The sequence below is a fragment of the Hyphobacterium sp. SN044 genome (assembly GCF_021864465.1).
GTDB lineage: Bacteria > Pseudomonadota > Alphaproteobacteria > Caulobacterales > Maricaulaceae > Hyphobacterium.
On record NZ_JAKKUV010000010.1, the window covers coordinates 42,082 to 66,334 of the forward strand.

26 protein-coding genes are annotated in these 24,253 nt (G+C 65.9%); 18 read left to right on the forward strand and 8 right to left on the reverse strand.

What is annotated here, in order from left to right; genetic code table 11:
* Positions 1 to 147: 147 nt before the first annotated feature.
* The 4 genes from L5876_RS12515 to L5876_RS12530 all read left to right on the forward strand — a co-directional run bounded on the left by L5876_RS12515 (position 148) and on the right by L5876_RS12530 (position 3,656).
* Complete coding sequence (locus L5876_RS12515; protein WP_236956693.1) at positions 148 to 474, forward strand: UrcA family protein; 327 nt, start codon at positions 148 to 150, stop codon at positions 472 to 474.
* Positions 475 to 575: 101 nt separating this feature from the next.
* Positions 576 to 1,310: a hypothetical protein gene (locus L5876_RS12520; protein WP_236956694.1), complete on the forward strand. Its 735-nt coding sequence runs from the start codon at positions 576 to 578 to the stop codon at positions 1,308 to 1,310.
* A gap of 6 nt (positions 1,311 to 1,316) precedes the next feature.
* On the forward strand, positions 1,317 to 1,631 hold the full coding sequence (locus L5876_RS12525) for an AraC family transcriptional regulator (RefSeq protein ID WP_236956695.1): 315 nt from the start codon (positions 1,317 to 1,319) through the stop codon (positions 1,629 to 1,631).
* Between the two features lie 165 nt (positions 1,632 to 1,796).
* Positions 1,797 to 3,656, forward strand: a complete 1,860-nt coding sequence (locus tag L5876_RS12530) for a monovalent cation:proton antiporter-2 (CPA2) family protein (RefSeq protein WP_236956696.1) — start codon at positions 1,797 to 1,799, stop codon at positions 3,654 to 3,656.
* Here the strand turns inward: L5876_RS12530 and L5876_RS12535 are convergent.
* Together L5876_RS12535 and L5876_RS12540 are read right to left on the reverse strand one after the other, a co-directional pair.
* The gene (locus L5876_RS12535) at positions 3,620 to 5,083 is read right to left on the reverse strand and encodes a sodium/proline symporter (protein ID WP_236956697.1); all 1,464 of its coding nucleotides are present in this window, start codon (positions 5,081 to 5,083) and stop codon (positions 3,620 to 3,622) included. The genes L5876_RS12530 and L5876_RS12535 overlap by 37 nt on opposite strands.
* Positions 5,084 to 5,589: 506 nt before the next feature.
* A complete protein-coding gene (locus tag L5876_RS12540; protein WP_236956698.1) occupies positions 5,590 to 6,207 on the reverse strand; it encodes a hypothetical protein in 618 nt (205 codons plus the stop codon).
* A 184-nt stretch (positions 6,208 to 6,391) separates the two neighbouring features.
* Between L5876_RS12540 and L5876_RS12545 the strand changes: the two genes are divergently transcribed.
* The 9 genes from L5876_RS12545 (at position 6,392) to L5876_RS12585 (ending at position 13,556) form a co-directional block, all read left to right on the forward strand.
* Positions 6,392 to 7,579: an acyl-CoA dehydrogenase gene (locus tag L5876_RS12545; protein ID WP_236956699.1), complete on the forward strand. Its 1,188-nt coding sequence runs from the start codon at positions 6,392 to 6,394 to the stop codon at positions 7,577 to 7,579.
* Between the two features lie 10 nt (positions 7,580 to 7,589).
* Entirely contained in the window at positions 7,590 to 8,375 is a 786-nt protein-coding gene (locus tag L5876_RS12550) for an enoyl-CoA hydratase/isomerase family protein (RefSeq protein ID WP_236956700.1), read from the forward strand.
* Complete coding sequence (locus tag L5876_RS12555) at positions 8,372 to 9,529, forward strand: CaiB/BaiF CoA-transferase family protein (RefSeq protein WP_236956701.1); 1,158 nt, start codon at positions 8,372 to 8,374, stop codon at positions 9,527 to 9,529. Before L5876_RS12550 ends, L5876_RS12555 begins: the two co-directional genes overlap by 4 nt.
* A gap of 123 nt (positions 9,530 to 9,652) precedes the next feature.
* Complete coding sequence (gene moaA, locus L5876_RS12560) at positions 9,653 to 10,666, forward strand: GTP 3',8-cyclase MoaA (RefSeq protein WP_236956702.1); 1,014 nt, start codon at positions 9,653 to 9,655, stop codon at positions 10,664 to 10,666.
* 3 nt (positions 10,667 to 10,669) lie between these two features.
* Positions 10,670 to 10,909, forward strand: a complete 240-nt coding sequence (locus L5876_RS12565) for a MoaD/ThiS family protein (RefSeq protein WP_236956703.1) — start codon at positions 10,670 to 10,672, stop codon at positions 10,907 to 10,909.
* A 3-nt stretch (positions 10,910 to 10,912) separates the two neighbouring features.
* Positions 10,913 to 11,383, forward strand: a complete 471-nt coding sequence (locus L5876_RS12570) for a molybdenum cofactor biosynthesis protein MoaE (protein WP_236956704.1) — start codon at positions 10,913 to 10,915, stop codon at positions 11,381 to 11,383.
* Entirely contained in the window at positions 11,367 to 11,894 is a 528-nt protein-coding gene (locus L5876_RS12575; RefSeq protein WP_369281040.1) for a molybdenum cofactor synthesis domain-containing protein, read from the forward strand. Before L5876_RS12570 ends, L5876_RS12575 begins: the two co-directional genes overlap by 17 nt.
* The gene (gene moaC, locus L5876_RS12580; protein ID WP_236956706.1) at positions 11,887 to 12,375 is read left to right on the forward strand and encodes a cyclic pyranopterin monophosphate synthase MoaC; all 489 of its coding nucleotides are present in this window, start codon (positions 11,887 to 11,889) and stop codon (positions 12,373 to 12,375) included. Before L5876_RS12575 ends, moaC begins: the two co-directional genes overlap by 8 nt.
* On the forward strand, positions 12,372 to 13,556 hold the full coding sequence (locus L5876_RS12585) for a molybdopterin molybdotransferase MoeA (RefSeq protein WP_236956707.1): 1,185 nt from the start codon (positions 12,372 to 12,374) through the stop codon (positions 13,554 to 13,556). The genes moaC and L5876_RS12585 overlap by 4 nt, the downstream gene beginning before the upstream one ends.
* Here the strand turns inward: L5876_RS12585 and modC are convergent.
* The 4 genes from modC to L5876_RS12605 all read right to left on the reverse strand — a co-directional run bounded on the left by modC (position 13,553) and on the right by L5876_RS12605 (position 18,131).
* Complete coding sequence (gene modC / locus L5876_RS12590) at positions 13,553 to 14,614, reverse strand: molybdenum ABC transporter ATP-binding protein (protein ID WP_236956708.1); 1,062 nt, start codon at positions 14,612 to 14,614, stop codon at positions 13,553 to 13,555. The genes L5876_RS12585 and modC overlap by 4 nt on opposite strands.
* Positions 14,604 to 15,269, reverse strand: a complete 666-nt coding sequence (gene modB / locus L5876_RS12595) for a molybdate ABC transporter permease subunit (RefSeq protein WP_236956709.1) — start codon at positions 15,267 to 15,269, stop codon at positions 14,604 to 14,606. The genes modC and modB overlap by 11 nt, the downstream gene beginning before the upstream one ends.
* Entirely contained in the window at positions 15,266 to 16,009 is a 744-nt protein-coding gene (gene modA / locus L5876_RS12600) for a molybdate ABC transporter substrate-binding protein (RefSeq protein WP_236956710.1), read from the reverse strand. The genes modB and modA overlap by 4 nt, the downstream gene beginning before the upstream one ends.
* Positions 16,010 to 16,070: 61 nt before the next feature.
* The gene (locus tag L5876_RS12605; RefSeq protein ID WP_236956711.1) at positions 16,071 to 18,131 is read right to left on the reverse strand and encodes a 3-hydroxyacyl-CoA dehydrogenase NAD-binding domain-containing protein; all 2,061 of its coding nucleotides are present in this window, start codon (positions 18,129 to 18,131) and stop codon (positions 16,071 to 16,073) included.
* Positions 18,132 to 18,306: 175 nt separating this feature from the next.
* Between L5876_RS12605 and L5876_RS12610 the strand changes: the two genes are divergently transcribed.
* Positions 18,307 to 19,533, forward strand: coding sequence for a TetR/AcrR family transcriptional regulator (locus L5876_RS12610; RefSeq protein ID WP_236956712.1), 1,227 nt, complete (start codon positions 18,307 to 18,309; stop codon positions 19,531 to 19,533).
* A 3-nt stretch (positions 19,534 to 19,536) separates the two neighbouring features.
* Here L5876_RS12610 and L5876_RS12615 read toward each other — a convergent pair whose 3' ends face one another.
* Positions 19,537 to 19,695 (reverse strand): YqaE/Pmp3 family membrane protein, encoded by a 159-nt coding sequence (locus L5876_RS12615; protein WP_236956713.1) that lies wholly within the window; start codon positions 19,693 to 19,695, stop codon positions 19,537 to 19,539.
* A 175-nt stretch (positions 19,696 to 19,870) separates the two neighbouring features.
* Between L5876_RS12615 and L5876_RS12620 the strand changes: the two genes are divergently transcribed.
* The 4 genes from L5876_RS12620 (at position 19,871) to L5876_RS12635 (ending at position 22,759) form a co-directional block, all read left to right on the forward strand.
* A complete protein-coding gene (locus L5876_RS12620) occupies positions 19,871 to 20,215 on the forward strand; it encodes a PRC-barrel domain-containing protein (protein ID WP_236956714.1) in 345 nt (114 codons plus the stop codon).
* A gap of 103 nt (positions 20,216 to 20,318) precedes the next feature.
* Positions 20,319 to 21,308 carry a DNA topoisomerase IB gene (locus tag L5876_RS12625; protein ID WP_236956715.1) on the forward strand — a complete coding sequence of 330 codons (990 nt, stop codon included), beginning with the start codon at positions 20,319 to 20,321 and terminating at the stop codon, positions 21,306 to 21,308.
* A 99-nt stretch (positions 21,309 to 21,407) separates the two neighbouring features.
* Positions 21,408 to 21,809 carry a hypothetical protein gene (locus L5876_RS12630; RefSeq protein ID WP_236956716.1) on the forward strand — a complete coding sequence of 134 codons (402 nt, stop codon included), beginning with the start codon at positions 21,408 to 21,410 and terminating at the stop codon, positions 21,807 to 21,809.
* Positions 21,806 to 22,759: a cation transporter gene (locus tag L5876_RS12635; RefSeq protein ID WP_236956717.1), complete on the forward strand. Its 954-nt coding sequence runs from the start codon at positions 21,806 to 21,808 to the stop codon at positions 22,757 to 22,759. The genes L5876_RS12630 and L5876_RS12635 overlap by 4 nt, the downstream gene beginning before the upstream one ends.
* Here L5876_RS12635 and L5876_RS12640 read toward each other — a convergent pair whose 3' ends face one another.
* The gene (locus L5876_RS12640; RefSeq protein WP_236956718.1) at positions 22,760 to 24,121 is read right to left on the reverse strand and encodes a mechanosensitive ion channel family protein; all 1,362 of its coding nucleotides are present in this window, start codon (positions 24,119 to 24,121) and stop codon (positions 22,760 to 22,762) included.
* Positions 24,122 to 24,253: the final 132 nt, after the last annotated feature.

Below are 24,253 nucleotides of genomic sequence, written 5' to 3' on the forward strand. Positions count from 1 at the left end.
GCGGATCAACGCCGCCCCACACCCTCCTCAATTCCGAAAAGCTTCGCTCAGAGCCGAAAAATCGCTGCGCAATTTCGAATTCGCGGAGATGCAGCCCGGAAATCGGCGCTCACATCGGGGCGTTCCACGAACCCGAAGAGGTCGAACATGCTCTCCTCCCTGATCCTTGCGGCGTCCCTTCAATTCGCCGCTGAAACCCCCGCTGCCCAGGACGTCACCATCGACCGGGCAGCCCTTGCCACCCCCGCCGGTGTTGCGGCCGCCTATGACCGGTTGCACGAGGCCGCCCGCGCGGTCTGTCTCGCCGACAATGCGCCGGGCATCTGGTCGGAATACCGCGTCCGTGTCTGCACCGCCGACACGATGGACCGCGCGATTGCGGACTTCGATGCGCCCCAGCTCGTCCAGATTCACGCCGAGCGCACCGACTCACGTCAGCCCGTGATCCCACGGCTCTATGCCGCGCGGGACTGACGCTTCCGCGCCGGCCTGCCGTCCGCGAGCCCTGAGAGGCGAACGGCGGGCCGGCGCAATTTTCTGGCACATCTTCCGGCTGCAGGAGTAAATTGCCCGGAATGGACACCGCCGATCTGATCGAAACCGCGCTGCGGGCCGGTTCTGCCGCCCTCTGCCTCCTGACGGCGGCGGGCCTGTTGATGAGCGGACGCTCGAACACGGCGCGCCTCGGCGCGCTGTTCGCACTTGGTGCAGGCGCCTATCTGATCAGTCATCCGCCCTTCCTCATTGAAGCGATGGGCGCGGCACGGTTCGCGATCCTGCCGCTCGGCGACCTCGAAGCGGTGTTCTTCTACTGGTTCGCTCTTGCGCTGTTCAACGACCGCTTCTGCTGGCGGATCCACTGCCTGTGGCCGGTCCTGCCCGTTGGGCTGTCGCATTTCTTCGTACGAACGATGCCCGGCACGCTGCCCGCCGCAGCGGCGGAACTGATCGGCGCCGGATTCATCCTGTTTTTCATGGTGCACACGATCACGCTGGCCATCCGGCACATGGCGGACGATCTGGTCGTGCACCGGCGCGGTTTCCGGGTCTTCTTCAGCCTCGCGGTCGGCATACTGTCGATCACCATGGTGGTGATGAAGCTGACCGACGCGCCGGACGCGGTGCTGGCCATCTATTCGCGAATCGAAGCCGCCGTTGCCTTCGTGATCGCACTGTCGTTCGGGCTGTGGGCGCTCAAGGCCCGCGAAGACATTTTCGCCCCGCCCCAGACCGCGACGCCGATCGGTGAGGCGGAAAACGTGATGGGCGGCATCGCGCCGGAGGACCGCCCGATCATCGCCCGGCTGTAGCAGGAAATGAAGGACGGGCGCTATCGCCAGCCCGGCCTGACTGTCGGCGAACTGGCCACGATCGTCGGCACGACCGAGCATCGCCTCAGGCGCCTGATCAATCAGGGGCTGGGCTACCGGAATTTCTCCAGCTTCCTGAACGAGGCGCGGATCGCCGATGCCAAGACCATCCTCGCCGATCCGGAGGAATCGCGCCGCCAGATCGTTCAGGTCGCCTTCGATCTCGGCTATGGTTCGATCGCCAGCTTCAACCGGGCGTTCCGCGATGCCACAGGGATGAGCCCGACCGTCTTCCGCCGCCGGGAATTGTCGCGCGCCTGAGTTCTCTGCGTCACCCCACCCCGACCCGCCCCTCAAAGAGAGGGAATTGATGTTGGCGTACGACAGGCTCCCTCCCCTTGAGGGGAGGGCCGGGGCGGGGGGAAACTGCACCTTTGCGTTCCGTCCGGCGCTCCCTAGATTGGGCGGGGTTTCGGAGGCGGCATCATGGACGGATTTCTCGGGCAGGCGCTGGCCTTCCTGATCGCGGGCGTGATCGCCGTGCCGATCGCCAACCGGCTCGGGCTCGGCTCCGTCCTCGGCTATCTGCTCGCCGGGATCGCGCTGTCGCCGGTCCTGCCCGCCATCGGCATCGACGCCGAAACGCTGCTGCACTTCGCTGAATTCGGCGTGGTGATGATGCTGTTCATCATCGGCCTCGAACTGTCCCCCAAACTGCTCTGGCAGATGCGGACGCGATTGCTCGGTCTTGGCGGCGCGCAGGTGCTGATCACCGCCGCGCTGATCGCCGGGGCGTGTCTGGTCATTGGCCTCGAATGGCGGGCCTCGATCGCCGTCGGCCTGATCCTGTCGCTGTCCTCGACCGCCATCGTCCTGAAGACGCTGGAGGAAAAGGCGCTGATGAAGACGGAGGGCGGACGCGCCAGCTTCGCCATTCTCCTGTTCCAGGACGTCGCCGTCATTCCGATCCTTGCCATCCTGCCGCTGCTGATGGTGCCGGGCGGCTTTCCCAGCGAAGAGGTCCATGCCGAGAGCGCGATCCACGACATGCCCGGCTGGATGCAGGCGGGGATGATCGTCGCGGCCGTCGCGGCGGTGATCATTGCGGGCCGCTACGGCGTGCGTCCATTGCTGCGCATCATCGCGAACACGCGGCTGCGCGAGATGTTCACCGCCGCCGCGCTGCTGATCGTGATCGGCATTTCCTGGCTGATGACGATGGTCGGCCTGTCGCCCGCGCTCGGGGCCTTCCTCGCCGGCGTGGTGCTGGCCGACAGCGAATTCCGCCACGAGCTCGAAAGCGATATCGACCCGTTCAAGGGCCTCTTGCTCGGCCTCTTCTTCATCACGGTCGGGGCCGGCGTCGACTTCGCCATGCTGGCGCAAGAACCTCTCACCGTGGTGGGGATCGCTGCGGGGCTGATCGCGTTGAAGATCGCGGTGATCACCGGGGTGGCGCTGATGTTCAAACTGCCGCCGACCGATCGCTGGCTCGCCGCGCTCGGACTGGCGCAGGCGGGCGAATTCGGCTTCGTGCTGCTGACCTTCGCGACCGGGAATGACGTGCTGGCCGAGGCGCTGGCGGACCGGCTGACGCTGTCCATCACCCTGTCCATGCTGGTGACGCCGCTCCTCTTTATCGTCTGGCAGCGCTTTCTGCGGCCGAAATTCAAGCGCCGTGAGCAGGAGGTCGACCGCGAGCCCGACACGATCGACGAGGAAGGTACCGCAATCATCGCCGGTCTCGGGCGGTTCGGTCAGATCGTGCAACGCATGCTGACGGCCAGCGGGTTTTCCACCGTCGTGCTCGATCACTCCGCGCCGCAGATCGAGCTCCTGAAGAAATTCGGCGTGAAGGCCTATTACGGCGATGCGTCACGCCCCGAACTGCTGCACGCGGCCGGGCTGGAGAAGGCAAAGGTGGTCGTGGTCACCCTCGCCGACGCGGACAAGTCCATCGCCATCATCGAGCATGTGAAGAAAATCCGCCCCGACGCGACCGTCATCGCCCGGGCGACCGATCGGGTCAGCAATTACCGCCTGTGCGAAGCCGGCGCGGACGTGGTGATCCGGGAAACCTTCTTCTCCTCACTGGAGGCCGCCGGGCACGCGCTCGAAGCGCTGGGTATTTCGCGCGACCAGGCCGAGCGGATGAAGGCGCGCTTCCGCGAGCATGACGAGGCCGGTCTGAACGATCTGTTCGAGCACTGGAAAGACAATCCGGACGTGTTCCGGAACCAGAACTATATCAGCCGCGCGCGGTCCCTGACCCAGACGCTGGGCGAGGTGTTGTCCAAAGACCGGCTGGATCACGAATCCGGGGACAATTCCGCCCGGCGCGACTGACGCCAGGTGAAGACGAGGATGAGCGGCACCAGCCAGGGGAAGATCCGCTCGAACGGATCGCCCGGCAGCGCGGCGAGCCGGGCCAGCAGGCTGTCGCCGCCGATCTGGCCGTAGATGTAAAACAGGACGGTGGTGAAGAAGCCCGCCGTGATGGCCAGCAGGATCGCCGCCGGCTTCGGCTCCACGCCCGCGACCCGGGCAAACAGGATCGGGCCAAAGGCCGCGCCCAGCGCCGACCAGCTGAACAGCACGCGCGAGAAGATGCTGGCCGGCAGCGTCATTGCCAGCACCACGGCGAGGACGCAGAGCGCCGTCATCACCACCCTCGAGATCAGCACCTCCCGGCCCGGCATAGCCCGTGCCACGCCCATGTCGTGCGCGACGGCAGCGGACGTTGCGATCAGCAGGCTGTCGACCGTGGACATGACGGCTGAGAGAACCGCCGCGATCACGAGCCCGGCCAGAACGGGCGGGAAAAGCTCCGCGGCGAGGGTGTAGAACATCGCCTCGCCCTCCTGTCCGCCGCCGAGCAGGGCGCGGCCCGACAGGGCGAGGGTCGACATGCCGGCATAGACGATCACCGCCCAGCCCATGGCGATGGCGAAGCCGCGCTTGCGCGCCGCGTCGTCCTTGACCGCCATCAGGCGGGCGATGAGGTGGGGTTGGCCGAATGTGCCGAGGCCGATGCTGGCAATCCCCATGGCAAAGCCGAGAAAGAGGAAGGCCGGGCGTTCGCCGGTCCAGGACAGGAAGGCGGAGGGTTCGCTGGCTGACAGGGTGGCGATGACCTCACCGGGGCCGCCCGCGGCCAGCAGCGCCGCGACCGGCAGGGCGATGGCGATGATCGCCATCAGCGCGCCCTGAATCGTGTCGGTCACGCTGACCGCCCAGAAGCCGCCCATCAGGGAATAGATCAGGATGACCGCCGCGCCGATGGCGACGCTCTCGAAATGTCCGAGGCCGAACTGGCTTTCGAAGGCGATGGCCGCCGCGCCGAATTGCGCGGCAATGTAGAAGATGAAGCAGAACAGGACGAGGAGAGCGCTCCACAGGGCGATGGCCTTGCGCATCGCGCCTTTCGCGCCCGCGGCCATGTAGTCGGTCATGGTGACGTGGCCGCGTGCCTCGGTTTCGGCGCGGATGCGCGGCCCGAGCCAGACCCAGACGACGACATAGCCCATCAGGATGCCCGGGATCATCCACAGGGCGGACAGGCCGGTCGTGTAGATGAAGCCGGAGACGCCGAGCAGCACCCAGGCCGAGGAGGTGGAGGCGGCATAGGAGAGGCCTGCCACCCACGGCCCGAGCCCGCGCCCGCCGAGGAAGAAGTCGCTTTCGCTCTTGTTGCGATTGGACGCCCAGAGGCCGACGCCCAGCAGCATCAGCTTGTAGGCCGCGAGCGTGCCCAGAATGATCCAGTTATCCATGCGCCTCTCCCCGTTGCCGCGACACTAGCGGGGAGTCGGGAGGAGAGGCAAAGGGCGTCGTTCCATTTCCCCTCCCCTTGAAGGGGAGGGACGCGAGCGGCTTGCCTTAAGCAAGACGGGAGCGGGGTGGGGTGAGCGTCGCTTCTTTCACTTGTTGAATTCCCCGCGAAAGCGGGGACCTGGACCGGTCCGGGAGCAGGGGTGGAGCCGGAGTGGGCTGCACCCTCGCGGGTGCCATTGCGCCTCACCGGTTCGAGATCCCGGATCGCGCTGAGGCGCGTCCGGGAATTCAATGGAGGGAGAACAGGCCATCGCCGGAGTCAGGGACCTTCAATGTCGGCCATTGTAGCCGAAAAATTCTGACGTTTCCCGGACGGCGACCCCCGCCTCCGCGGGGGCAGGAGCCGATCCGGGATCCAGAATTGACCCCGGTCTTCGCTACGCGAAACCGGGGAGCGTCAGAAGTCGTAGCGATCAGGCCCCCACCCCGGTCGGCTGGCTGGTGTTCAGCAAACCGGACCTCCATGTTCGACAGCCACGACGACCCAATGACCATCAATTCGCTCAAGTATCACGCGCGGAGAATCGCACTCGTACATCGCGCCCACGAAGAAAGAGAGTTCGATCCGATCTTGTTCAAACGGATCAAAACTGTTCGCATCGGCGGGACCAAAAAGTGGACCCAGTGTCAGGACCGGCGCCCGGTTGCCGACACGCCAGCGTATCAGCTTCGCGAAATTCCCGTTGTCGTGCGTGCTGGCCAGTTCCCACTGCGTCGTGAGTGCACGCCACCCTCCGGCCGTGATTCTGGCAAAGTCGACATTCTCCATGTGGTCAAAACAATTACCGCTTTGGCCGTCGCCCTCATCCTGTTCGATCAGATAAAATCCCGGACCGGTACGGATTTGCTCTGGAGCAATGTTTTCGGGCGGCGATTCATCCGGATAAGGTCCGATCAGTTCGTCCTCATTGACCAGGTGCCGCAGTGCGACCGCGTAAATCCTGCACCGAGCCTCATACTCCAATGTAGCGGAACGCGCGGTCTCATGTTGAGCCGACCAGACTTGCCAAACGCCCCACATGGCGATCAGAGAGATAGCGGAAGCCGCAAGCGCGCTTTTCATGGTGCGATGCTAGATCAACTGCTGTCATACGTCATTCCCGCGAAGGCGGGAATCCAGAGCTCCGGCGAAACTGGACCCCCGCCTGCGTGGGGGTGACGGTCGTTTGACTGTATCTCCCCCGCTTGCCTCGCGGCGGGCGACGGGGCAGAACGCGCCCAAGGACCTGCCCGAGGGAGTGACACAGATGAACGCCAAGGCCGACGCGCAGACTTTCCGCTGGGAAGACCCGCTGTTTCTCGAAGGTCAGCTGACCGAAGAAGAGCGCATGGTCGCAGAAACCGCGCGCGGCTATGCGATGGAAAGCCTGATGCCCCGGGTGATCTCGGCGAACCGGGAAGAGCGGTTCGACCGTGAAATCCTGACCGAGATGGGCGAGCTGGGCCTTCTGGGTTCGACCCTGCCGGAAGAATATGGCGGTGCAGGCCTCAGCCACGTCTCCTACGGCCTGATCGCGCACGCGATCGAGAGCGTCGATTCGGGCTACCGCTCGGTGATGAGCGTGCAGTCCTCGCTCGTCATGTATCCGATCTACGCCTTCGGCACGGAAGAGCAGCGCAAGAAATATCTCCCGAAGCTCGCCTCAGGCGAATGGGTCGGCTGTTTCGGCCTGACCGAGCCCGATGGCGGCTCCGATCCGGGCGCGATGCGCACGACGGCGAAGAAGGTCGATGGCGGCTATGTCCTCAACGGCTCGAAGACCTGGATTTCCAACTCCCCCATCGCTGACGTGGCGGTGGTGTGGGCGAAGCTCGACGGCGAGATTCGCGGCTTTGTCGTGGAACGCGGCGCGAAGGGGTTCGAGACGCCGAAGATCGAGGGCAAGCTGTCGCTGCGCGCCTCCATCACCGGCATGATCATGCTGGATGACTGCAAGGTCGGCGAAGACGCCCTGCTGCCGAATGTGAAGGGGCTGAAGGGTCCCTTCTCCTGCCTCAACAAGGCGCGCTATGGCATCTCATGGGGCGCGATGGGCGCGGCGGAATTCTGCTGGAAGGCCGCGCGCGACTACGCCATGGAACGCATCGTGTTCGGCAAGCCGATCGCGGCGACCCAGCTGGTTCAGAAGAAGCTGGCCGACATGCAGACCGAGATTGCGCTCGGCCTGCAGGGCGCGCTGCGCCTCGGCCGCATGCTCGACGAGGGCGCCTGGGTTCCCGAAGCCATCTCGATGATGAAGCGCAACAATTGCGGCAAGGCGCTCGCCATCGCCCGCGAGGCGCGCGACATCCATGGCGGCAACGGCATCGCCGAGGAATACCACATCCTGCGCCACGCGATTAACCTCGAAACGGTCAACACCTATGAGGGCACGCACGACGTCCACGCCCTCATCCTCGGCCGCGCCCAGACCGGCCTGCAGGCCTTCTCGTAAGTCGGCGAGGATGCCCGGCCCGCTCCATCTGAAGCGGTCGGGGCCGGTCACGGAACTGGTCCTGAACCGCCCGGACCGGCGCAATGCGCTGACCGAGCAGATGTGGGCGGATCTGCCGGGCCTGCTGGACGAGGCGCTGGAGGACGACGCGCTGCGCGTCCTTCTCGTGCGCGGCGCAGGCGGTCATTTCACCGCCGGAGCCGATATCGGCGAGTTCGCCGACATCTACGCGACCGAGACGCGCGCCGACGCCTATTCCGTCACGATCGCAAGGGCGCTCGATGCGCTCGCCGCCTTCCCCGCGCCGGTCGTGGCAAAGGTGGAAGGCGCGTGCATCGGCGGGGGGTGCGGGCTGGCGCTCGCCTGCGACCTGCGCTTCGCGACAGAGACCGCGCGCCTCGGCATCACGCCGGCCAAGCTCGGCCTTGCCTATCCGTTCAATGACACGAAGCGGCTGGTCGATGCGGTCGGCGTGTCGGCAGCGAAGGATCTGATCTTCACGGCGCGCCATGTCGGTGCCGAAGAAGCACTGGCCATGGGCCTTGTGGACCGGGTCTGGCCGGCCGACCGCTTCGAGACCGAATTCAAGGCCTGGCTGACGCCGCTCCTCGCCGGATCGCCGCACACGGCCAAGGTGATGAAGCGGATGATCGGCCTCATTGCCAGCGGCACCGCTTCAGAGACCTCCGAGACCCGCGAATTGTTCCGGGCGGCGTTCGGCGGCGCGGACTTCCAGGAAGGCTACAATGCCTTTCTCGAAAAGCGGGCTCCCGACTTCTCGAAGCGCACGACATGAGCAGCGAACCACCCCTCAAGGGACTGAAAGTCCTCGAACTGGCCCGCGTCCTCGCCGGGCCGTGGATCGGCATGACGCTCGCCGATCTCGGCGCGGACGTGATCAAGGTGGAAAGCCCCGAGGGCGACGACACGCGCAAATGGGGCCCGCCCTGGGTCGAACACAAGGGCGAGCGCGCGGCGGCGTATTATCACGCCTGCAATCGCGGCAAGCGCTCCATCGTGCTGGACTTCCGGACCGAGAAGGGCCGCGAGGCGGTCCGGCGGCTCGCGGCGCAGAGCGATGTGCTGGTGGAAAATTTCAAGCATGGCGGGCTGGCGAAATACGGGCTCGACTATCAGAGCCTCAAGGCCGTCAATCCGCGTCTCGTCTATTGCTCGGTCACCGGCTTCGGTCACACCGGACCGCGTGCCGACCTGCCCGGCTACGACTTCATCGTCCAGGGCATGGGCGGGCTGATGGATCTGACCGGCGAGACGGACGGGCGGCCGCAAAAGGTCGGCATTCCGATCGCGGACCTGCTGACCGGGCTCTACGGCCTGATCGCGATCCAGGCTGCGCTGTCCCGCCGGGAAAAGACCGGCGAGGGCGAGCATGTCGACATGGCGCTGATGGACAGCCTGACCGGGGTGCTCGCCAATCAGGCGCTGAATTTCCTCGTCTCCGGCACGCCGCCGCACCGGATAGGATCGGCGCACCCGAACATCGTGCCCTATCAGGCGATGCCCTGCAGCGACGGCTATCTGATCATCGCGGTCGGCAATGACGGCCAGTATGCGCGCCTGTGCGATGTGCTCGGCAATCCGGCGCTCAGGGACAAACGCTTTGCCGGCAATGACGGGCGGGTGGCACACCGCGCCGAACTCGTCCCGCTGATCGAGGCGGAAACCCGGAAGTGGACACGTGCGGACCTGCAGGCCGCCTGCGACGCGCATGTCATCCCGGCCGGGCCGATCCATGATGTCGGTGAGGTCTTCGCCGATCCGCAGATCATCGCGCGGGGCATGCGGATCGACCCGGAAGGCGTACCCGGCGTGCGCACGCCGATCGCCTTTGCCAATGCCGGCTTGTCGCTCGACCGGGCCTCTCCCGCCCATGGCGAGCACACGGATGAAATCCTCGCCGAAATCGGGATGACGGAAGGCAAGCGCTGATCACGAACGCCGCGCGCTTCGTGATCGGGCGTGACTTCGCTTCGCGCCTGACGCGGCCTAGGTTCGGCTGGACGGATGGGACCTTCGGGTCCATGTCCTCAATTGGCTGAAACGGAATCCGGTTTGGACGGCACACCGCACATCGCGACGCGACCGCTGATCGACGCCTTCGGGCGACGGATCCGCTATCTGCGCCTGTCGGTGACGGACCGCTGTGATCTGCGCTGCCGCTATTGCATGAAGGCCCGGCCCGAATTCCTGCCGAAATCCGAAGTGCTGTCGCTCGAGGAACTGGAACAGGTCGCCTCTGCCTTCATCGCGCGCGGCGTGACCAAGATCCGTGTGACGGGCGGCGAACCGTTGGTCCGCCGGGACGTGATGACGCTGATCGAGCGGCTCGGCACCCGGATCGGCTCCGGGCTCGACGAGCTTTGCCTGACCACCAATGCCACCCGGCTGGCCGAGTTCGCGCCGCGCCTCGCAGCGGCCGGTGTGAAGCGGATCAATGTCTCGCTCGATACGCTCGACGCGGACGCCTACCGCACGCTGACGCGCGGCGGTGATCTCGCCCGCACACTCGATGGCATCGCGGCGGCGAAGGCGGCGGGCCGAAAGATCAAGATCAATACGGTGGCGCTGAAGGATACCAACGCCGCCAGCCTGCCGGGCCTGATCGAATGGGCGCATGGCGAAGGCCATGACGTGACGCTGATCGAGGTGATGCCGATGGGGGAGGTCGAGGCCAACCGCTTCGACCAATTCCTGCCGCTCGACGCTGTACGCCGCGATCTCGAAGCCCGCTGGACGCTGACCGAGCTGCCGGACGCGACCGGCGGACCGGCGCGCTATGTCCGCGTCGGCGAAACCGGCGGGCGGCTCGGCTTCATCACGCCGCTGACCTCGAATTTCTGCGCCGGATGCAACCGGGTCCGCGTCACCTGCACGGGCGAACTCAATGCCTGCCTCGGGCGCGACGGATCGTTCGACCTCAAGGCCGCGCTACGGTCCGGCGGACCGGCGGCGCTCGACACCCTGCTCGATGCGGCCATGGCCGCGAAGCCCGAAGCCCACGATTTCCGGATCGGGGAAACCGGATCGTCAGGGGCGTCGCGCGACATGGCCAGAACGGGAGGCTGACACGTGAAGGTGCTGTTCTTCGGCCGCCCGGCGGATGTGCTGGGCCGGTCGCGCGAGATTAACCTTCCAGACGATGCGACGATCGGCGGGGTGCGCCGCGCGCTCGCCGAAGCCGATCCAGCGGCGGCGGTTCTGCTCGAACCATCAATTCGCGCCTCAGTTGATCGTCAGATCACGGATGACCTGACCGTCGTGACCAATTCCAGTGAAGTCGCCTTCTTTTCGACTTTCTCCGGAGGCTGACGATTGAGGATCGAAACTCGCCTCACGACGGAAACGATCGACGCGACCAGAGTACTGGACCGTTTCACGAAGGCGGCTTCGGGCGCGGGCGCCGTCGTCAGCTTCACCGGCATCGTCCGGGGCGGGGACGGCGTCACCGCGCTCGAACTCGACCACTATCCCGGCATGACCGAAGATTCGATCGAGACGCTGGCGCAAGAGACGGCGGACCGGTTCCGGGTATCCTCGCTTCTGGCCGTGCACAGGACCGGGTATATCCCCGCAGGCGAGACGGTGGTTTTTGTCGCCGCGGCGGCCGAACACCGCCGTGCGGCCTTCCAGGCGGCCGACTGCCTGATGGACCGGCTGAAGAGCGAGGCGGCCATCTGGAAGCGCGAGATCACCGCCGACGGCGGCGCGCGCCGGATCGAGCCGCATGATAAAGATCACGAAGACCGCAGAAGATGGATGGAAGATGATGGCGGGCATCGATGAAGATCGCGAGTTCATAGCCCTGAAGATCGCGGTGATGACGGTTTCCGACACGCGGACCGAAGAGAATGACACGTCCGGAAAGCTGCTGATCGACCGGCTGACCGAAGCCCGTCACTCCCTTCATGCCCGCGCCATCGTGCCCGACGAGGCGGGGAGAATCCGTGCCCAAGCGTCCGACTGGCTCGCCTCCGGGGCGGATATTATCCTCACCACGGGCGGTACGGGCTTCGCGCCGCGCGACGTGACGCCGGAAGCGATCAAGCCATTGTGCGACCGTATCATGGACGGTTTCTCGGTGGTGTTTCACACCGTCAGCCTGAAGACGGTCGGGCTGTCCACGCTGCAGTCGCGCGCCTTCGCCGGACAGGCCGGGAAGAGCTTCATCTTCTGTCTGCCGGGCTCGACCGGGGCGTGCCGCGATGCGTGGGACAATATCCTGAAATTCGAGCTCGATTCGCGCTACCGGCCCTGCTCCATCTTCGAAATCCTGGAGGCGAACCGGAATGTCTGACGGGGACAGGCTCTCCCATATCGATACCGAAGGCCGGGCGCGGATGGTCGATGTCTCGGCCAAGCCGGACACGGCCCGGCGCGCCGTCGCAACCGGTCAGCTGACGTGCGCGCCGGACACGCTGCGTCTGGTAAGGGACGGCAAGGCCCCCAAGGGCGCGGTGATCTCCACCGCCGAACTGGCGGGTGTGATGGGCGGCAAGCAGACCAGCGCCCTTATCCCCCTCTGCCACCCCCTGCCGTTGACCAAGTTGAGCGTGGATATCTCGGTCGAGGACGCCCTGCCCGGCTTCACCATCACCGCCGAGGCCAGAACGAACGGTCCGACCGGGGTCGAAATGGAGGCGCTGACGGCGGTGTCCGTCGCGGCCCTGACCCTGTTCGACATGCTGAAAGCCGTCGACAAGGGGATGGAGATCGGCGCGATCCATGTGGTCGAAAAGTCCGGTGGCCAGTCCGGTGACTGGTCGGCAAGCTCATGATTTCCTTCGATGAAGCCATTGCGCGCCTGACGAAGGTGGCGGCCCCGCTCGGGCCGGAAACCGTCCCGTTGTCCGAAGCCTCCGGCCGGCGACTCGCCGCCGATGTGACGGCACGGCTGGGCAGTCCGCGCAGCGCGGTCTCGGCGATGGACGGCTATGCGGTCCGCAGCGCCGATCTGCGCCCGGACACACCTTTCGCGGTGATCGGCGAGAGCTTTCCCGGACGCCCCTTCGGCAAGCCGGTCAAGGCCGGCGAATGCGTCCGCATCTTCACCGGCGCGCCGGTGCCGGAGGGCGCTGACCGCGTTGTGATACAGGAGAATGCGGCCCGCAACGGCGACCGTGTTTCGTTCAGCGGCAGCTTCGACGGGCCAGCCCATATCCGCGCGGCGGGGTCCGATTTCGACAAGGGCGACACCCTGCTCCAGGCCGGCCGGCGGCTGAACCCGCGCGCGCTCGTTTCCGCGGCTGCCGCCGACGCCGCCAAGCTCGACGTTTTCCGCCGGGCCGATGTCTTCGTGCTGGCGACCGGCGACGAGTTGAAGTCTCCGGGCGAAGCCCACCTCACCTCCGACGGGATTCCGGATTCGCTGTCGGCGGCGCTGATCGCCTTTATCCAGGACTGGGGCGGCGTGCCGGTCGGGCAGGCGAAAATCGCGGACGATCCCGGCATTCTGCAAGCCGCCGCACAGCAGGCGCTGGAACATGCCGATGTGGTTCTGGTCACCGGCGGCGCATCGGTCGGGGAGAAGGATTTCGCCCGCGACATGTTCGATTTCGCAAACCCGGAAGAGGTCTTCTCCAAGTGCGCGATCAAGCCGGGCAAGCCGGTCTGGCTGTCGGCGGTCGGGGGCGGGCTGGTGCTCGGTCTGCCGGGCAATCCGACCTCGGCGATGGTGACGGCGCGCCTCTTCCTCGCCCCGCTTCTGACCGGGCTCGAAGGCGGCGATCCGGCCGACGCCCTGCACTGGCAGGAACGGGTTCTGAGCGGTGCGATCGGGCGCAATGGCGGACGCGAAACCTTCCACCGGGCGCGGCTTTCCGGCGACAAGGCCGCACCCCTCGGCACGCATGATTCCGGCGCGCAGGCGGCGCTGGCCGGGGCCGATCTTCTGGTCCGGCAGGCCGCCGACCACGGCGGCTATAGCGACGGCGAGACGGTTCGCACGCTCGACTTCTAGACGAGGCCTTCGAGACTGACCGTCTTGATCAGGGCGAAGACCGTCTGACCTTCGGCGAGGCCCAGCGCGTCGGCGGATTCGCGTGTGATCCGGGCGCGCAGATGCGGGCCGCCCGTATCGAGTAGCAGTTCGGCGTGAATGCCCCGGTCGCGGCGCTCCATGAGGATCGCCTCGATCACGTTGCGGATGCTGAGACCTTCAGGGCGCTGCGTGGCGATGGCAACATCGCGGGCGCGGATTCGCAGGCGAACCACAGCCCCCTCGGATACGCCTTCCAGCCCCGGCACGGTCAGGACCTGACCGGCAAGATCGAGGCGCGAGAGGCCATAGGCGTTGGCCGCTTCCGCCACTGTCGCCTCGACAATCACACCGGCTTCGAAGCCTTCGCCCGGTGCCGGGTCGAGCCCCTCGATCACGGCGCCGGCAGGACCGGAGGCCGCCGCTCGCCCGTCACGGAGGACAAGGATGCGGTCGGCGAGCCGCGCCATCTCGTCGATCGAATGGCTGACATAGAGGGCGGGGATGGCGAAGCGCGTCAGCGCGTTACGAAGATAGGGCAGGATGGCCGCCTTGCGCTCGGTATCGAGTGCGGCCAGCGGCTCGTCGAGCAACAAGAGGCGCGGCGCGGTCAAGAGCGCCCGACCGAGCGCGACGCGCTGCGCCTCGCCGCCGGACAGGGTCTGAATGCGCCGATCCAACAGCGGGGCGAGGTCCAGCGACTCGACCACGTCGGCATAGGCCGGGCCGCCCGTGGCGGCGCGTTTCACGGCATAGTCCAGATTGCCGCGCACGCTCAGATGCGGGAAGAGGCGCGGCGCCTGGAAGACGGTCCCGACCGGGCGCCGCGACGGCGGCAGTCCGGTCCAGTCCTCGCCATCGAAGACGATCCTTCCCCGGTCCGGTCGATCGAAACCCGCGATCAGGCGCAGCAGGGTCGTCTTGCCCGCACCGCTGGGTCCGAAGATGCCGGTCACACCGGCCGGTGGAAGGGAGGCGTCCAGTTCGAGGGCGAAGTCACCGCGCCGGTGCGCCAGGTCGAGGACGAGATCAGCGGACATGCAGCATCCGCCCCCGTCCGATCGCGTAGACCGCAAAGAGCGTCACGAAGGCAAAGACCAGGAGACCCGCCGACAGGGCGTGCGCCTGCGCATATTCCAGCGATTCCACATGCTCCCACACGGCGATGGAGATGGTGCGCGTGCGCCCCTCGATATTGCCGCCGACCATCAGGATGACGCCGAATTCCCCGACCGTGTGGGCGAAGCTCAGAACCGCCGCGGTCAGCGCGCCGCGCGCCGAGAGCGGCAAGGCGACGGTGAGGAAGGCGTCGAGCGGACGGGCGCGCAGGCTCGCCGCGGCCTCCATCATGTCCGGTCCGACGCGCTCGAAGGCGGCCTGCAGCGGCTGCACCGCGAAGGGCAGGGAGTAGACGACCGAGGCCACGACCAGACCCGAGAAGGAGAAGGCAATGGTCGACCCCGTCACCTCCAGCCAGAAACCGCCGACCGGCGAGGCCGGGGCCATCAGCAGCAACAGGTAAAAGCCGAGCACGGTCGGGGGCAGGATGAGCGGCAGGGCGGTGACGGCCTCGATCACCGGCTTGATCCGCGAGTGCGTTGTCGCCAGCCACCAGGCGAGCGGCAAGGCGAGCGCCATCAGGATGAGCGTGGTCACGCTCGCCAAGGCCAGCGTCAGCAGGATGGGTCCGGTCATTCGCGCGCCCCGGCGCCGTAGCCCGCGGCCTCGATCACCGCGCGCGCTTCATCGGAGCGGAGAAAGGCGAGAAAACCGACGGCAGCGGGATTGTCCGCGCCGCGCGCCAAAAGGACCACGTCCTGCGCCAGCGGCGCATGCAGGTGTTCGGGGACGATCCACGCGCTGCCCTGCCCGTCCGGCAGCTGCGACAGCGCGATGAAGCCCAGCTCGGCATTGCCCGAGGCGATGAAGGCGTAGGTGGCCCCAACATCGCCGCCGGTCACAAGCCGGTCCTGGACGGCATCGGTCAGGCCGAGCGCCTCCAGTGTTTCCATCGCCGCCGCGCCATAGGGGGCGGTGCGGGGGTTGGCGATGGCGAGGAAGCGGAAATCGCCGGACAGGGCGACCGCTCCGTCCGGGCCGATGCGGTCCGGGTCGGCACTCCACAGGACGAGCCGGCCGACGGCATAGGTGAAGCGCGACCAGGCCTCAGCCTGCCCGGTCTCCACCAGCAAGGCGGGGCGTTCGGCGTCAGCGGACAGGAAGGCGTCGTAGGGCGCGCCCTGCACGATGCGGGCGTAGAGCTGGCCGGTCGACCCCGACGAGATCGTGATCATGTAACCGCTCTCGGCCTCATAGGCGTCGGCGAGCGCTTCGGCGGTCCGGGCGAAATTCGCCGCGACCGCGATCAACGCCTCGTCCGCCCCGGCGCGGGCGGACAGGGCGAAAAGAAGGGCGAGAAGCGCGGCGCGAAACATGACGCAAACGCTAGGGCGCGGGCCGGAAAGCGGCAAGCGATCCGGCTTCACACCAAGCTTTTCAACCGTTGAAGCGGCGGCCGTCCTCGGCGATCGTCTTGAGCCGATCTGAAATCGTGAAGTCCGCGCCCAGCGCCCTGCCGTAGCGTTCAAGCCCCGACAGGACCCGGCCCACGCCGATCGTGTCGGCCCAGAACATCGGCCCGCCAGTCCAGACCGGCCAGCCATAGCCGTAGAGCCAGACGATATCGATGTCGGAGGCGCGCTGCGCAATGCCCTCTTCGAGGATTTTCGCGCCTTCATTGATCATCGGATAGATCAGGCGTTCGCGGATCTCGCCCTCGGTGAAGTCGCGCGGCGTCTTGCCCGATTTGCGTGCGAAGTCGGCGATGATCGCCTCGACTTCCTTCGACGGAGTGCGGCTGCGGTCCTCGCCATAATCGTAGAAACCCTTGCCGGTCTTCTGGCCGCGCCGCCCCTGTTCGCACAGCACTTCGCGCACGGTCGAGGAGGAGGTCGTCTCCGGGTTCCAGCCGATGTCGAGCCCGGCAAGGTCGGCCATCTGGAACGGGCCCATCGGCATGCCGAAACTGGTCAGCGCATCGTCGATCTGCCAGGGCGTCGCGCCTTCAAGGAGCAGGGCGTTGGCCTGTTCCTGGCGGGCGGCGAGCATACGATTGCCGATGAAGCCGTGGCAGACGCCGGACACGACGGCGACCTTGCCGATCTTCTTGCCGACCTCCATCGCGGTGGCGAGGACGGCGGGGGCCGTCTCCCTTCCGCGTACGACTTCCAGTAGCTTCATGACATTGGCCGGCGAAAAGAAATGCATGCCGAGCACATGGTCGGGACGGCGCGTCTGAGCCGCGATCTCGTCGATGTCGAGATAGGAGGTGTTGGAGGCCAGGATCGCGCCGGGTTTTGCCACCTGGTCGAGGCGGGAGAAGATGTCCTTCTTCAGATCCATGTTCTCGAACACGGCTTCGATGATCAGGTCACAATCGCCCAGCGCCTCGAAATCGAGCGTGGGGCTCAGGCGGCCCATCGCCGCTTCGACCTGCTCGGGCTTGAACTTCCCCTTCGCGGCGGAGCGTTCGTAATTCTTGCGCATGATGGCGACGCCGCGATCCAGCGCAGCCTGTTCGCGCTCCACCATCGTCACCGGAATGCCGGCAGTGAGGAAATTCATCGCGATGCCGCCGCCCATCGTGCCGGCCCCCAGAATGCCGACCCTTTCGATCTTGTAGGTCGCGGTGTCCTTCGGCAGGCCGTCAATCTTCTGCGCCATGCGCTCGGCGAAGAAGACGTGGCGCATCGCCTTTGACTGGTCGCCCGTGACGAGCTTCATGAACAACTCACGCTCCAGCGCCGTCCCCTTCTCGAAGGGGACATTCACCGCCGCCTCGACCGCGGCGATGCAAGCCTCCGGGGCGTCCAGACCGCGGATCATCCGGGCATTGTCCTTGCGGAAGCGGTCGAAAAGACCGGGGTCTTCCTTCGCGGCGCGGATCTTGTCCTCGCGCCGGCTGGTCACGGGATGCGTATCCCGGTCCATGACCTCCCTCGCCAGATCGGCCGCGGCGTCGCGCAGCCCGTCTTCCTCGGCAAGCTTGTCCACCAGGCCCGCCGCATGTGCCGCCTTGGCGCCGACCGGATTGCCGGAGACGATCATACCCAGCGCGGCTTCCGCGCCGATCACACGCGGCAAGCGCTGCGTGCCGCCCGCGCCGGGAAGAAGGCCTAGCTTCACTTCCGGAAGGCCGAGCTTCGCGGACGGAACCGCCACCCGGTAATGGCAGGCGAGCGCGACTTCGAGCCCGCCGCCGAGCGTGGTGCCGTGGATCGCGGCGATGACGGGTTTTTCACTGGCTTCGATGGCGTCACAGACCTCCGGCAGGCCCGGGGCCTGAAGCGGTTTGCCGAATTCGGTGATGTCGGCACCGGCGAAGAAGGTCCGGCCATCGCAGGCGATGATGATCGCCCTCACACCATTGTCGGCATGGCCCCTGGCAATGGCGTCGGCCAGTCCGGCGCGTACCGCATGGCCCAGCGCGTTGACCGGCGGATTGTCGGATATGATCCAGAAAAGCTTACCGTCCTTGCGCGTAGAGACAGGTGACATCGCCATACCCTTCTTTCGATCCGGACCGGTCGGCAGGATTTCATTATGCCGGTTATCTAAGCGGCACTGGTGCCGTCAATCAATGCACGCTGACGGTGCGCCGCACCAGAGTTTCTCATTCCCCTCACAGGAACGTCAGCGTGACGCTTCCGCGCATCTCTGGTAATCGGACGGGATGGCCGAAGCAGTCGATCTCGACGAGGCGAAGACGCCGCGTTTCCACGAGAAGCGCGAACGCATCCTCGATGCAGCGACGCTGCTGATCAACCGGCGGGGCCTCAAAGGCCTGACCTTTGTCGATGTCGCCGAGAAGGTCGGGCTGAACACGACCAGCGTGACCTATTATTTCCGCCGCAAGGAAATGCTGGCCGCGGCCGTGCTTCACCGCACGCTCGACCGGATCGAGGCGATGGCCGACGCCGCGGCCGTCGAGACCACACCGCAGGCGCGCGTCCGTGCCTACGTCACGGCGAATTTCGACCTGCACGCCCGGGTCGCGCTGCTGCAGGAAACGCCCGTCGCGATCATTTCCGATGTCCGGGCGATGAAGCCGCCGCTTCGAACGGAGCTCCTTGACCGGTATCTGACGATATTCCGCAAGCTGCGCGCCTATTTCGGATCGCCCGGAGATGATCGGCAGAGAGCTTTGTCGACCGCGCGGGCGCACGCCCTGCTCCAGAACATGTTCTGGCTCAGTGCCTGGCTGCCGGAATACGGGGTGGAGGATTATCCGCGGGCGCGCGACCGGCTGATCGACATCTTCGAAAACGGGTTTGCGCCGTCCGGCGCGAACTGGTCGCCTGTAGTCCTGCCCGTCCCGAAAACCACCGGTCACAGCCAGGGCATGCCCGGGCACTATCTGCGGACGGCCACCGAGCTGATCAACGAACGCGGCTATCGCGGCGCGTCGGTCGACGAAATCGTCGCGCAACTGAATGTGACCAAGGGCAGTTTCTACCACCACCACGATGCCAAGGACGATCTCGTTCTCGACTGCTTCCGGCAAAGCCATCTGCGCACCGCGCTGGTGCAGCAGGCCGGGATCGCGCTTGAGGGTGACCACCTGCACCGGCTCAGCTCTGTGATCGCGACCCTGCTCGGCGTGCAATTCTTCGGCGACTTCCCGCTCTTGCGGTCAACGGCCCTGCAGGCCCTGCCGGGCGAATGGCGCAGCGACGTGATCGAGCAGTCCGGCCGCATCGCCCGCCGCTTCGCCGGCATGCTGATCGACGGCATCAATGAGGGTACGGTCCGGGGCTGCGACCCGCTGATCGCGAGCCAGGTCGTGATGGCAAGCCTCAACGCTGCCTATGACCTGAAGAAATGGGCGAGCGGCATGGCCGCGGAAGAGGCGGTTGCGCTTTACGCCTCCACCCTCACCCATGGCCTGTTCGCGGACTGATACTCAGCGCCGCGCAATGATCCAGACCGCATGCACGATGCCCGGGATATAGCCCAGGATCGTGAGGATGATGTTGATCCAGAAATGCGCGGTCAGCCCCACCTGCAGGAAGACGCCGAGCGGCGGCAGCAGGATGGCGAGAATGATCCGGACAATGTCCATCGTGTGTCTCTTCGATTGCTGAAATGACGTGTCGGTCTCGCAGGAACGAACGGGCGAAACACGGCTCAAGTTCCGAAAAAACTTGCGGGAACCGCGCCCGGTGGCCGGCGTTTCCCTTTCAGGCGGGGGCGCTTTGAAAAGACCGCAACCAACCCGTTTCAAGAGGGCTTACCGAATGACCAATCACTCAAATTTCCTGCTTTTCTCCAGCTCGATCAGCCATGACGACGTGGTCAATTCCGCCGGCGACGATCTGGGGCATGTCGAAGATCTGATGATCGATCCGGTGACCGGCAAGGTCGATTACGCCGTGCTGTCCTTCGGCGGCTTCCTGGGCATTGGCGACAAGTATTTCGCCGTCCCCTTCGACCAGTTTTCCGTCGACCGCGAGAACAAGCGCATGGTGCTCAATGTCGACAAGGACCGGCTGAAGGATGCCCCCGGTTTCGACAAGGACGACTGGCCGGACTTTTCCGACGAGCGCTTCCGGACGCGCGTTTCGGATTTCTATCACGCCTGATCCCTCCCCTTTCAGGCGTTGGATGGAGCCGCGGCCTTCCTGCACGGAGGCCGCGGTTTCGCTTCCGGGGAACCGGTTTGCATTCAAAGGCATTCCTCACGCCATGAGCGACCCGTCTTCCCTCAAGCGGCATGATCTGAGCCCGGCCGAGGCCGGACTGATTGCCACCGACACCACAGGACCGGGATGGTCGCGGAGCCGCCGCGGCAAGGGGTGGCGTTTCTGCAGCGAGAGCGGTGAGACGTTGTCCGGCGACGCGCGGGAACGCTGCGTCTCGCTCGCCATTCCGTCTGCCTGGCAATCGGTGTGGATCAATCCCGATCCGCGCGGCCACATCCAGGCCTATGGCGAGGACGCGGACGGCCGCCGGCAATATATCTACCACCCGGACTGGCGCGCGGCCGCCGAGGCCGCCAAGTTCGCGGACCTCCCGCGCTTCGCCGGACGCCTGCCGCGCATGCGGTCGCGGATCCGGCGCATTCTGACATCCAGCGAGGACGAGCATGTGCTGGCCCTCGCCACCGTTGTCGGCCTGATGGACACCGCCGGTCTGCGGATCGGCTCGCGCCGGCACCAGGCCCGGACCGGGGCGGTCGGGGCGGTGACCCTGTGCCGCAAGCATCTTCGCTTCGAGGAGGATGCCGTGACGCTGCACTTCCGAGGCAAGTCGGGGAAGGACCAGCGGATCACCGTCGACGCCCCCGAATTGTGCGGCGCGATCGGCCGTCTGGCCGACTCGGCCGAGTCCAGCCGCATTTTCGACGGTGAAGGCCGGATGGTCCGGGAAGGCGAGGTGAACGCCTTCATTCACGACATCGCGGGTCTGGAATTCAGCGCGAAGGACTTCCGAACATGGGGCGGCAGCGCGGCGGCCGCGGGTTATCTCAGGCGCGCGGAGGAGCCCACCATATCGGGTGCATCGGAAGCGGCCTCCAGCTGGTTGGGCAACACGCCCGCGATCGCGCGGAACTCCTACATCCACCCGGCCGTGATCGAACAGGCGCGTTCGGGCGAACGCTGGACGAAAACGGCCGGGCCGTCGCGACTGCGCGTGGACGAACGCGCCGCCTATGCCCTGATCGCGGGCCGCTGATCAGCCGCGCAGGTCGACTGCGCAATATCGCGAAAGATCAGGCCTCCCGAAGGGCAGTGGAACCGCACCTGCCGCCAGATCGTTCGGAACAGCATGCGGATGATCGCAGTTCTTCTCGCCGGCCTGCTCGTGGCCGGGTGCGGATTGCCCCGCGACCAGCGCGGCAGTCTCGACGCAGTTCGTGGCGGCACTCTGACCGCGGCCTTGGCCGGACCGGAGTCCATTCGCGAATCCGAGCTCAGGCATCTCGAAGCGTTCGCGCAGTCGGTGGGTGCCAGGCTGGAGATTCGCGACGTCGATCTTCACGAGGCAATCGACGCGCTTGAACACACCGAGATTCAGATCGTCGCCGGCCTGCCGAAATCGTCTCCCTTCCGGCATGTCGCGCGCAGCCGTACTTACCGCGCGGAGGACGGTGAAATCCGTGTCTGGGCCGTTCCCCCGGGCGAGAACGCACTGCTGATCGAAGTGAACCGTCAGCTGGGACCTGAAACGCAATGACCGAGCCCGCACCGGCTTACCCGAAGGAAATAGGGGATGCGCTGAAGCGCGCTGTCCGGCTGGAATGGTGGACGCTGTTCTGGCTCGCGCTGATCGTGGCAATGATGGGATTTGCTGCGGGTGGCTCCCAGGCTTTCCGTACCGCCTGGATCGAGGACATGCTGTCGATGCTGGCCCCGGCCCTGTTTCTCGTTTCCAGAACCGTCGAACAATTCAGGCCGACGAAAGGCTTTCCCTACGGCTTTCTCCGCGCCGACTCACTCGCCTTCTTTTTCGCAGCCGCGGCTCTGACCGCGATCGGTCTCTTCCTGCTTTACGAAGGCGGCAAGACCTTGATCACAGGCGAACATCCCAGTGTCGGTTCGATCATGATGTTCGGGCGTGAAGTCTGGATGGGGTGGGTGATGATGGCGGCGCTTGCACTGTCTGTCATTCCTCCCGTCATCCTCGGCCGGAAAAAGCGCAGGATCGCGAAGGACCTCTGCGACAAGGTGCTCTTTACAGACGCCGACACCAATGCCGCGGACTGGCAGACCGGCGTGGCCGGCATGCTCGGCATTCTGGGTATCGCGTTCGGCTTCTGGTGGGCCGACGCCCTGATGGCGGTGCTGATCTCACTCTCGGTGCTCAAGGACGGCTTAAAGGGTATCCGTATATCGACGGTCAGCCTTCTCGACGGCGCGCCGCGAAAGCTCGGCTCGCTGGAAATTGACGAGGATGCGCAGGCCATCATCGATCGGCTCGGCGCGCGCTATGACGATGTGCGCGTGCAAATCCGCGAAACGGGACGGTATTTCCGGGTGACGATGGAACCGTCGGGATCGGCACATCTGCCCGAGGAAATGGCGAAAACGCTGGTCGACAACGATGCCTGGCGCCTGATCGAAGTGGCCGAAGCCGTCCGCGACGAATGGCCCGATCCTCGCAGTCCCGCAAAGCCTCGCGGCTGATCACTCCACCGGATTCTTGCGGTCGAGCAGGTCTTCCGTGTCGCGTTCGGCGCGTTCCTCGATCACCTTGCGTTCGAGATAGCGATCGGGCGTGACGTCGGTCGTCTCGCCCGATTGCGGGACCTGATCGCGGCGCGCAGGCTTCGCCCGCGGTGCCGACGCAGCCCGGGTTTGCAAAGCTTCACCGACGGGGGCATCGAAGCGCAACCGGTAGATCGGTTCGGGCAGGGTGAAACCTTCCTCCTCGATCACGGCTTTCGCGGCCCGGATGGCGAGGCTGCGCGCCTTGAGGAAATCGGTATCGGTCTGATCGACCCAGCCGGTGAAGCTCAGGACGATGGAGGAATCGCCGACCTTCACGATCACCGCATTCGGTGCCGGGTCGCCGAGCACGAAGTCGAGCCTTGTGATCGCCTTCAGGCCGGTTTCCATGGCCGCGACAGGATCGTCCTCGGCATCGACACCCAGTTCGAATTCGAAGCGGCGCTCCGGATTGCGGGTGTAGTTGAGGATGACGCCCTTGAAGACCTCGGCGTTGGGAATGCGCAGATGATTGCCGTCGAGCGTCATCAGAACCGTTGCGCGCGAGGTCAGCCGCACGACGACGCCTTCATGTGCGTTGATCACCACGTGATCGCTGGCGCGGAAGGGCTGGCGCACGCTGAGCAGGATGCTGGCGATGTAATTCTCGATCGTGTCGCGGACCGCGAAGCCGAGCGCCAGACCGGCAATGCCCGCCATGCCGGCCAGCGCGCCGAGCAAGGCGGTCGCGCCGAGCATGCCGAGTGCCACGAAGACCGCGAGCGCGAAGGCGAAGACGCGAACGCTCTGCGACAATAGCCGGCCGAGGAAGGGGTTGGGGGCCACCCGGCTCCAGAAGCCGCGCCAGGACGCCAGAAGATGTCCGGCCAGAACGACCAGGCAGAACACCGCCAGGACGAGGACATAGACCGGCCAGGATCGCGCCAGCCGGGTGAAGAATTGCTGCGTGTCCAGAACGAAGGGCGAGACATTGCCCTCGATATCGAGCGTGCGTTCGATCGTGTCCTCAACCGTGACGACGCCCGAGACTCGCCGCGCGATCAATACCGCCCGGTCGCCGGCGGCGTCGGTTGCGGTCTCGCCCGACAGAAAGACAACGCCTTGCCGCACGGCTACATCGACCCGGCCGAGCGCGGGGATTTCCGCATAGATCTGCTCGAGACGCTGCGCGATGGCGGCATCGTCTTGCGCGTCGGCGCCGAGCGTGATCGCCGCCTCCTCCCCGGACTGCCAGGCGTGTGACGCCGCCGGGAGGAAAAGAATGAGAAGAAAGGCGGCGAGGGCGCCGAAAAAGACGCGCGGGATGTTTTGCAACTCCATGGCATGCGAACGCAATCACATGCGCATGGTTCCCGCGCAAAAAGGAACGCGCCGGAAGCTATCGCTTCCGGCGCGCAATCCGTCCGATATCTCCCTGACCCGATCTGCCGAGGATGCGCCGGGTCTCCCGAT

Coding starts and splice junctions, on each gene's coding strand:
- L5876_RS12515 (WP_236956693.1), top strand. CDS start 148: ATGCTCTCCTCCCTGATCCTTGCGGCGTCCCTTCAATTCGCCGCTGAA.
- L5876_RS12520 (WP_236956694.1), top strand. CDS start 576: ATGGACACCGCCGATCTGATCGAAACCGCGCTGCGGGCCGGTTCTGCC.
- L5876_RS12525 (WP_236956695.1), top strand. CDS start 1,317: ATGAAGGACGGGCGCTATCGCCAGCCCGGCCTGACTGTCGGCGAACTG.
- L5876_RS12530 (WP_236956696.1), top strand. CDS start 1,797: ATGGACGGATTTCTCGGGCAGGCGCTGGCCTTCCTGATCGCGGGCGTG.
- L5876_RS12535 (WP_236956697.1), bottom strand. CDS start 5,083: ATGGATAACTGGATCATTCTGGGCACGCTCGCGGCCTACAAGCTGATG.
- L5876_RS12540 (WP_236956698.1), bottom strand. CDS start 6,207: ATGAAAAGCGCGCTTGCGGCTTCCGCTATCTCTCTGATCGCCATGTGG.
- L5876_RS12545 (WP_236956699.1), top strand. CDS start 6,392: ATGAACGCCAAGGCCGACGCGCAGACTTTCCGCTGGGAAGACCCGCTG.
- L5876_RS12550 (WP_236956700.1), top strand. CDS start 7,590: ATGCCCGGCCCGCTCCATCTGAAGCGGTCGGGGCCGGTCACGGAACTG.
- L5876_RS12555 (WP_236956701.1), top strand. CDS start 8,372: ATGAGCAGCGAACCACCCCTCAAGGGACTGAAAGTCCTCGAACTGGCC.
- L5876_RS12575 (WP_369281040.1), top strand. CDS start 11,367: ATGGCGGGCATCGATGAAGATCGCGAGTTCATAGCCCTGAAGATCGCG.
- moaC (WP_236956706.1), top strand. CDS start 11,887: ATGTCTGACGGGGACAGGCTCTCCCATATCGATACCGAAGGCCGGGCG.
- L5876_RS12585 (WP_236956707.1), top strand. CDS start 12,372: ATGATTTCCTTCGATGAAGCCATTGCGCGCCTGACGAAGGTGGCGGCC.
- modC (WP_236956708.1), bottom strand. CDS start 14,614: ATGTCCGCTGATCTCGTCCTCGACCTGGCGCACCGGCGCGGTGACTTC.
- modB (WP_236956709.1), bottom strand. CDS start 15,269: ATGACCGGACCCATCCTGCTGACGCTGGCCTTGGCGAGCGTGACCACG.
- modA (WP_236956710.1), bottom strand. CDS start 16,009: ATGTTTCGCGCCGCGCTTCTCGCCCTTCTTTTCGCCCTGTCCGCCCGC.
- L5876_RS12605 (WP_236956711.1), bottom strand. CDS start 18,131: ATGTCACCTGTCTCTACGCGCAAGGACGGTAAGCTTTTCTGGATCATA.
- L5876_RS12610 (WP_236956712.1), top strand. CDS start 18,307: ATGGCCGAAGCAGTCGATCTCGACGAGGCGAAGACGCCGCGTTTCCAC.
- L5876_RS12615 (WP_236956713.1), bottom strand. CDS start 19,695: ATGGACATTGTCCGGATCATTCTCGCCATCCTGCTGCCGCCGCTCGGC.
- L5876_RS12620 (WP_236956714.1), top strand. CDS start 19,871: ATGACCAATCACTCAAATTTCCTGCTTTTCTCCAGCTCGATCAGCCAT.
- L5876_RS12625 (WP_236956715.1), top strand. CDS start 20,319: ATGAGCGACCCGTCTTCCCTCAAGCGGCATGATCTGAGCCCGGCCGAG.
- L5876_RS12630 (WP_236956716.1), top strand. CDS start 21,408: ATGATCGCAGTTCTTCTCGCCGGCCTGCTCGTGGCCGGGTGCGGATTG.
- L5876_RS12635 (WP_236956717.1), top strand. CDS start 21,806: ATGACCGAGCCCGCACCGGCTTACCCGAAGGAAATAGGGGATGCGCTG.
- L5876_RS12640 (WP_236956718.1), bottom strand. CDS start 24,121: ATGGAGTTGCAAAACATCCCGCGCGTCTTTTTCGGCGCCCTCGCCGCC.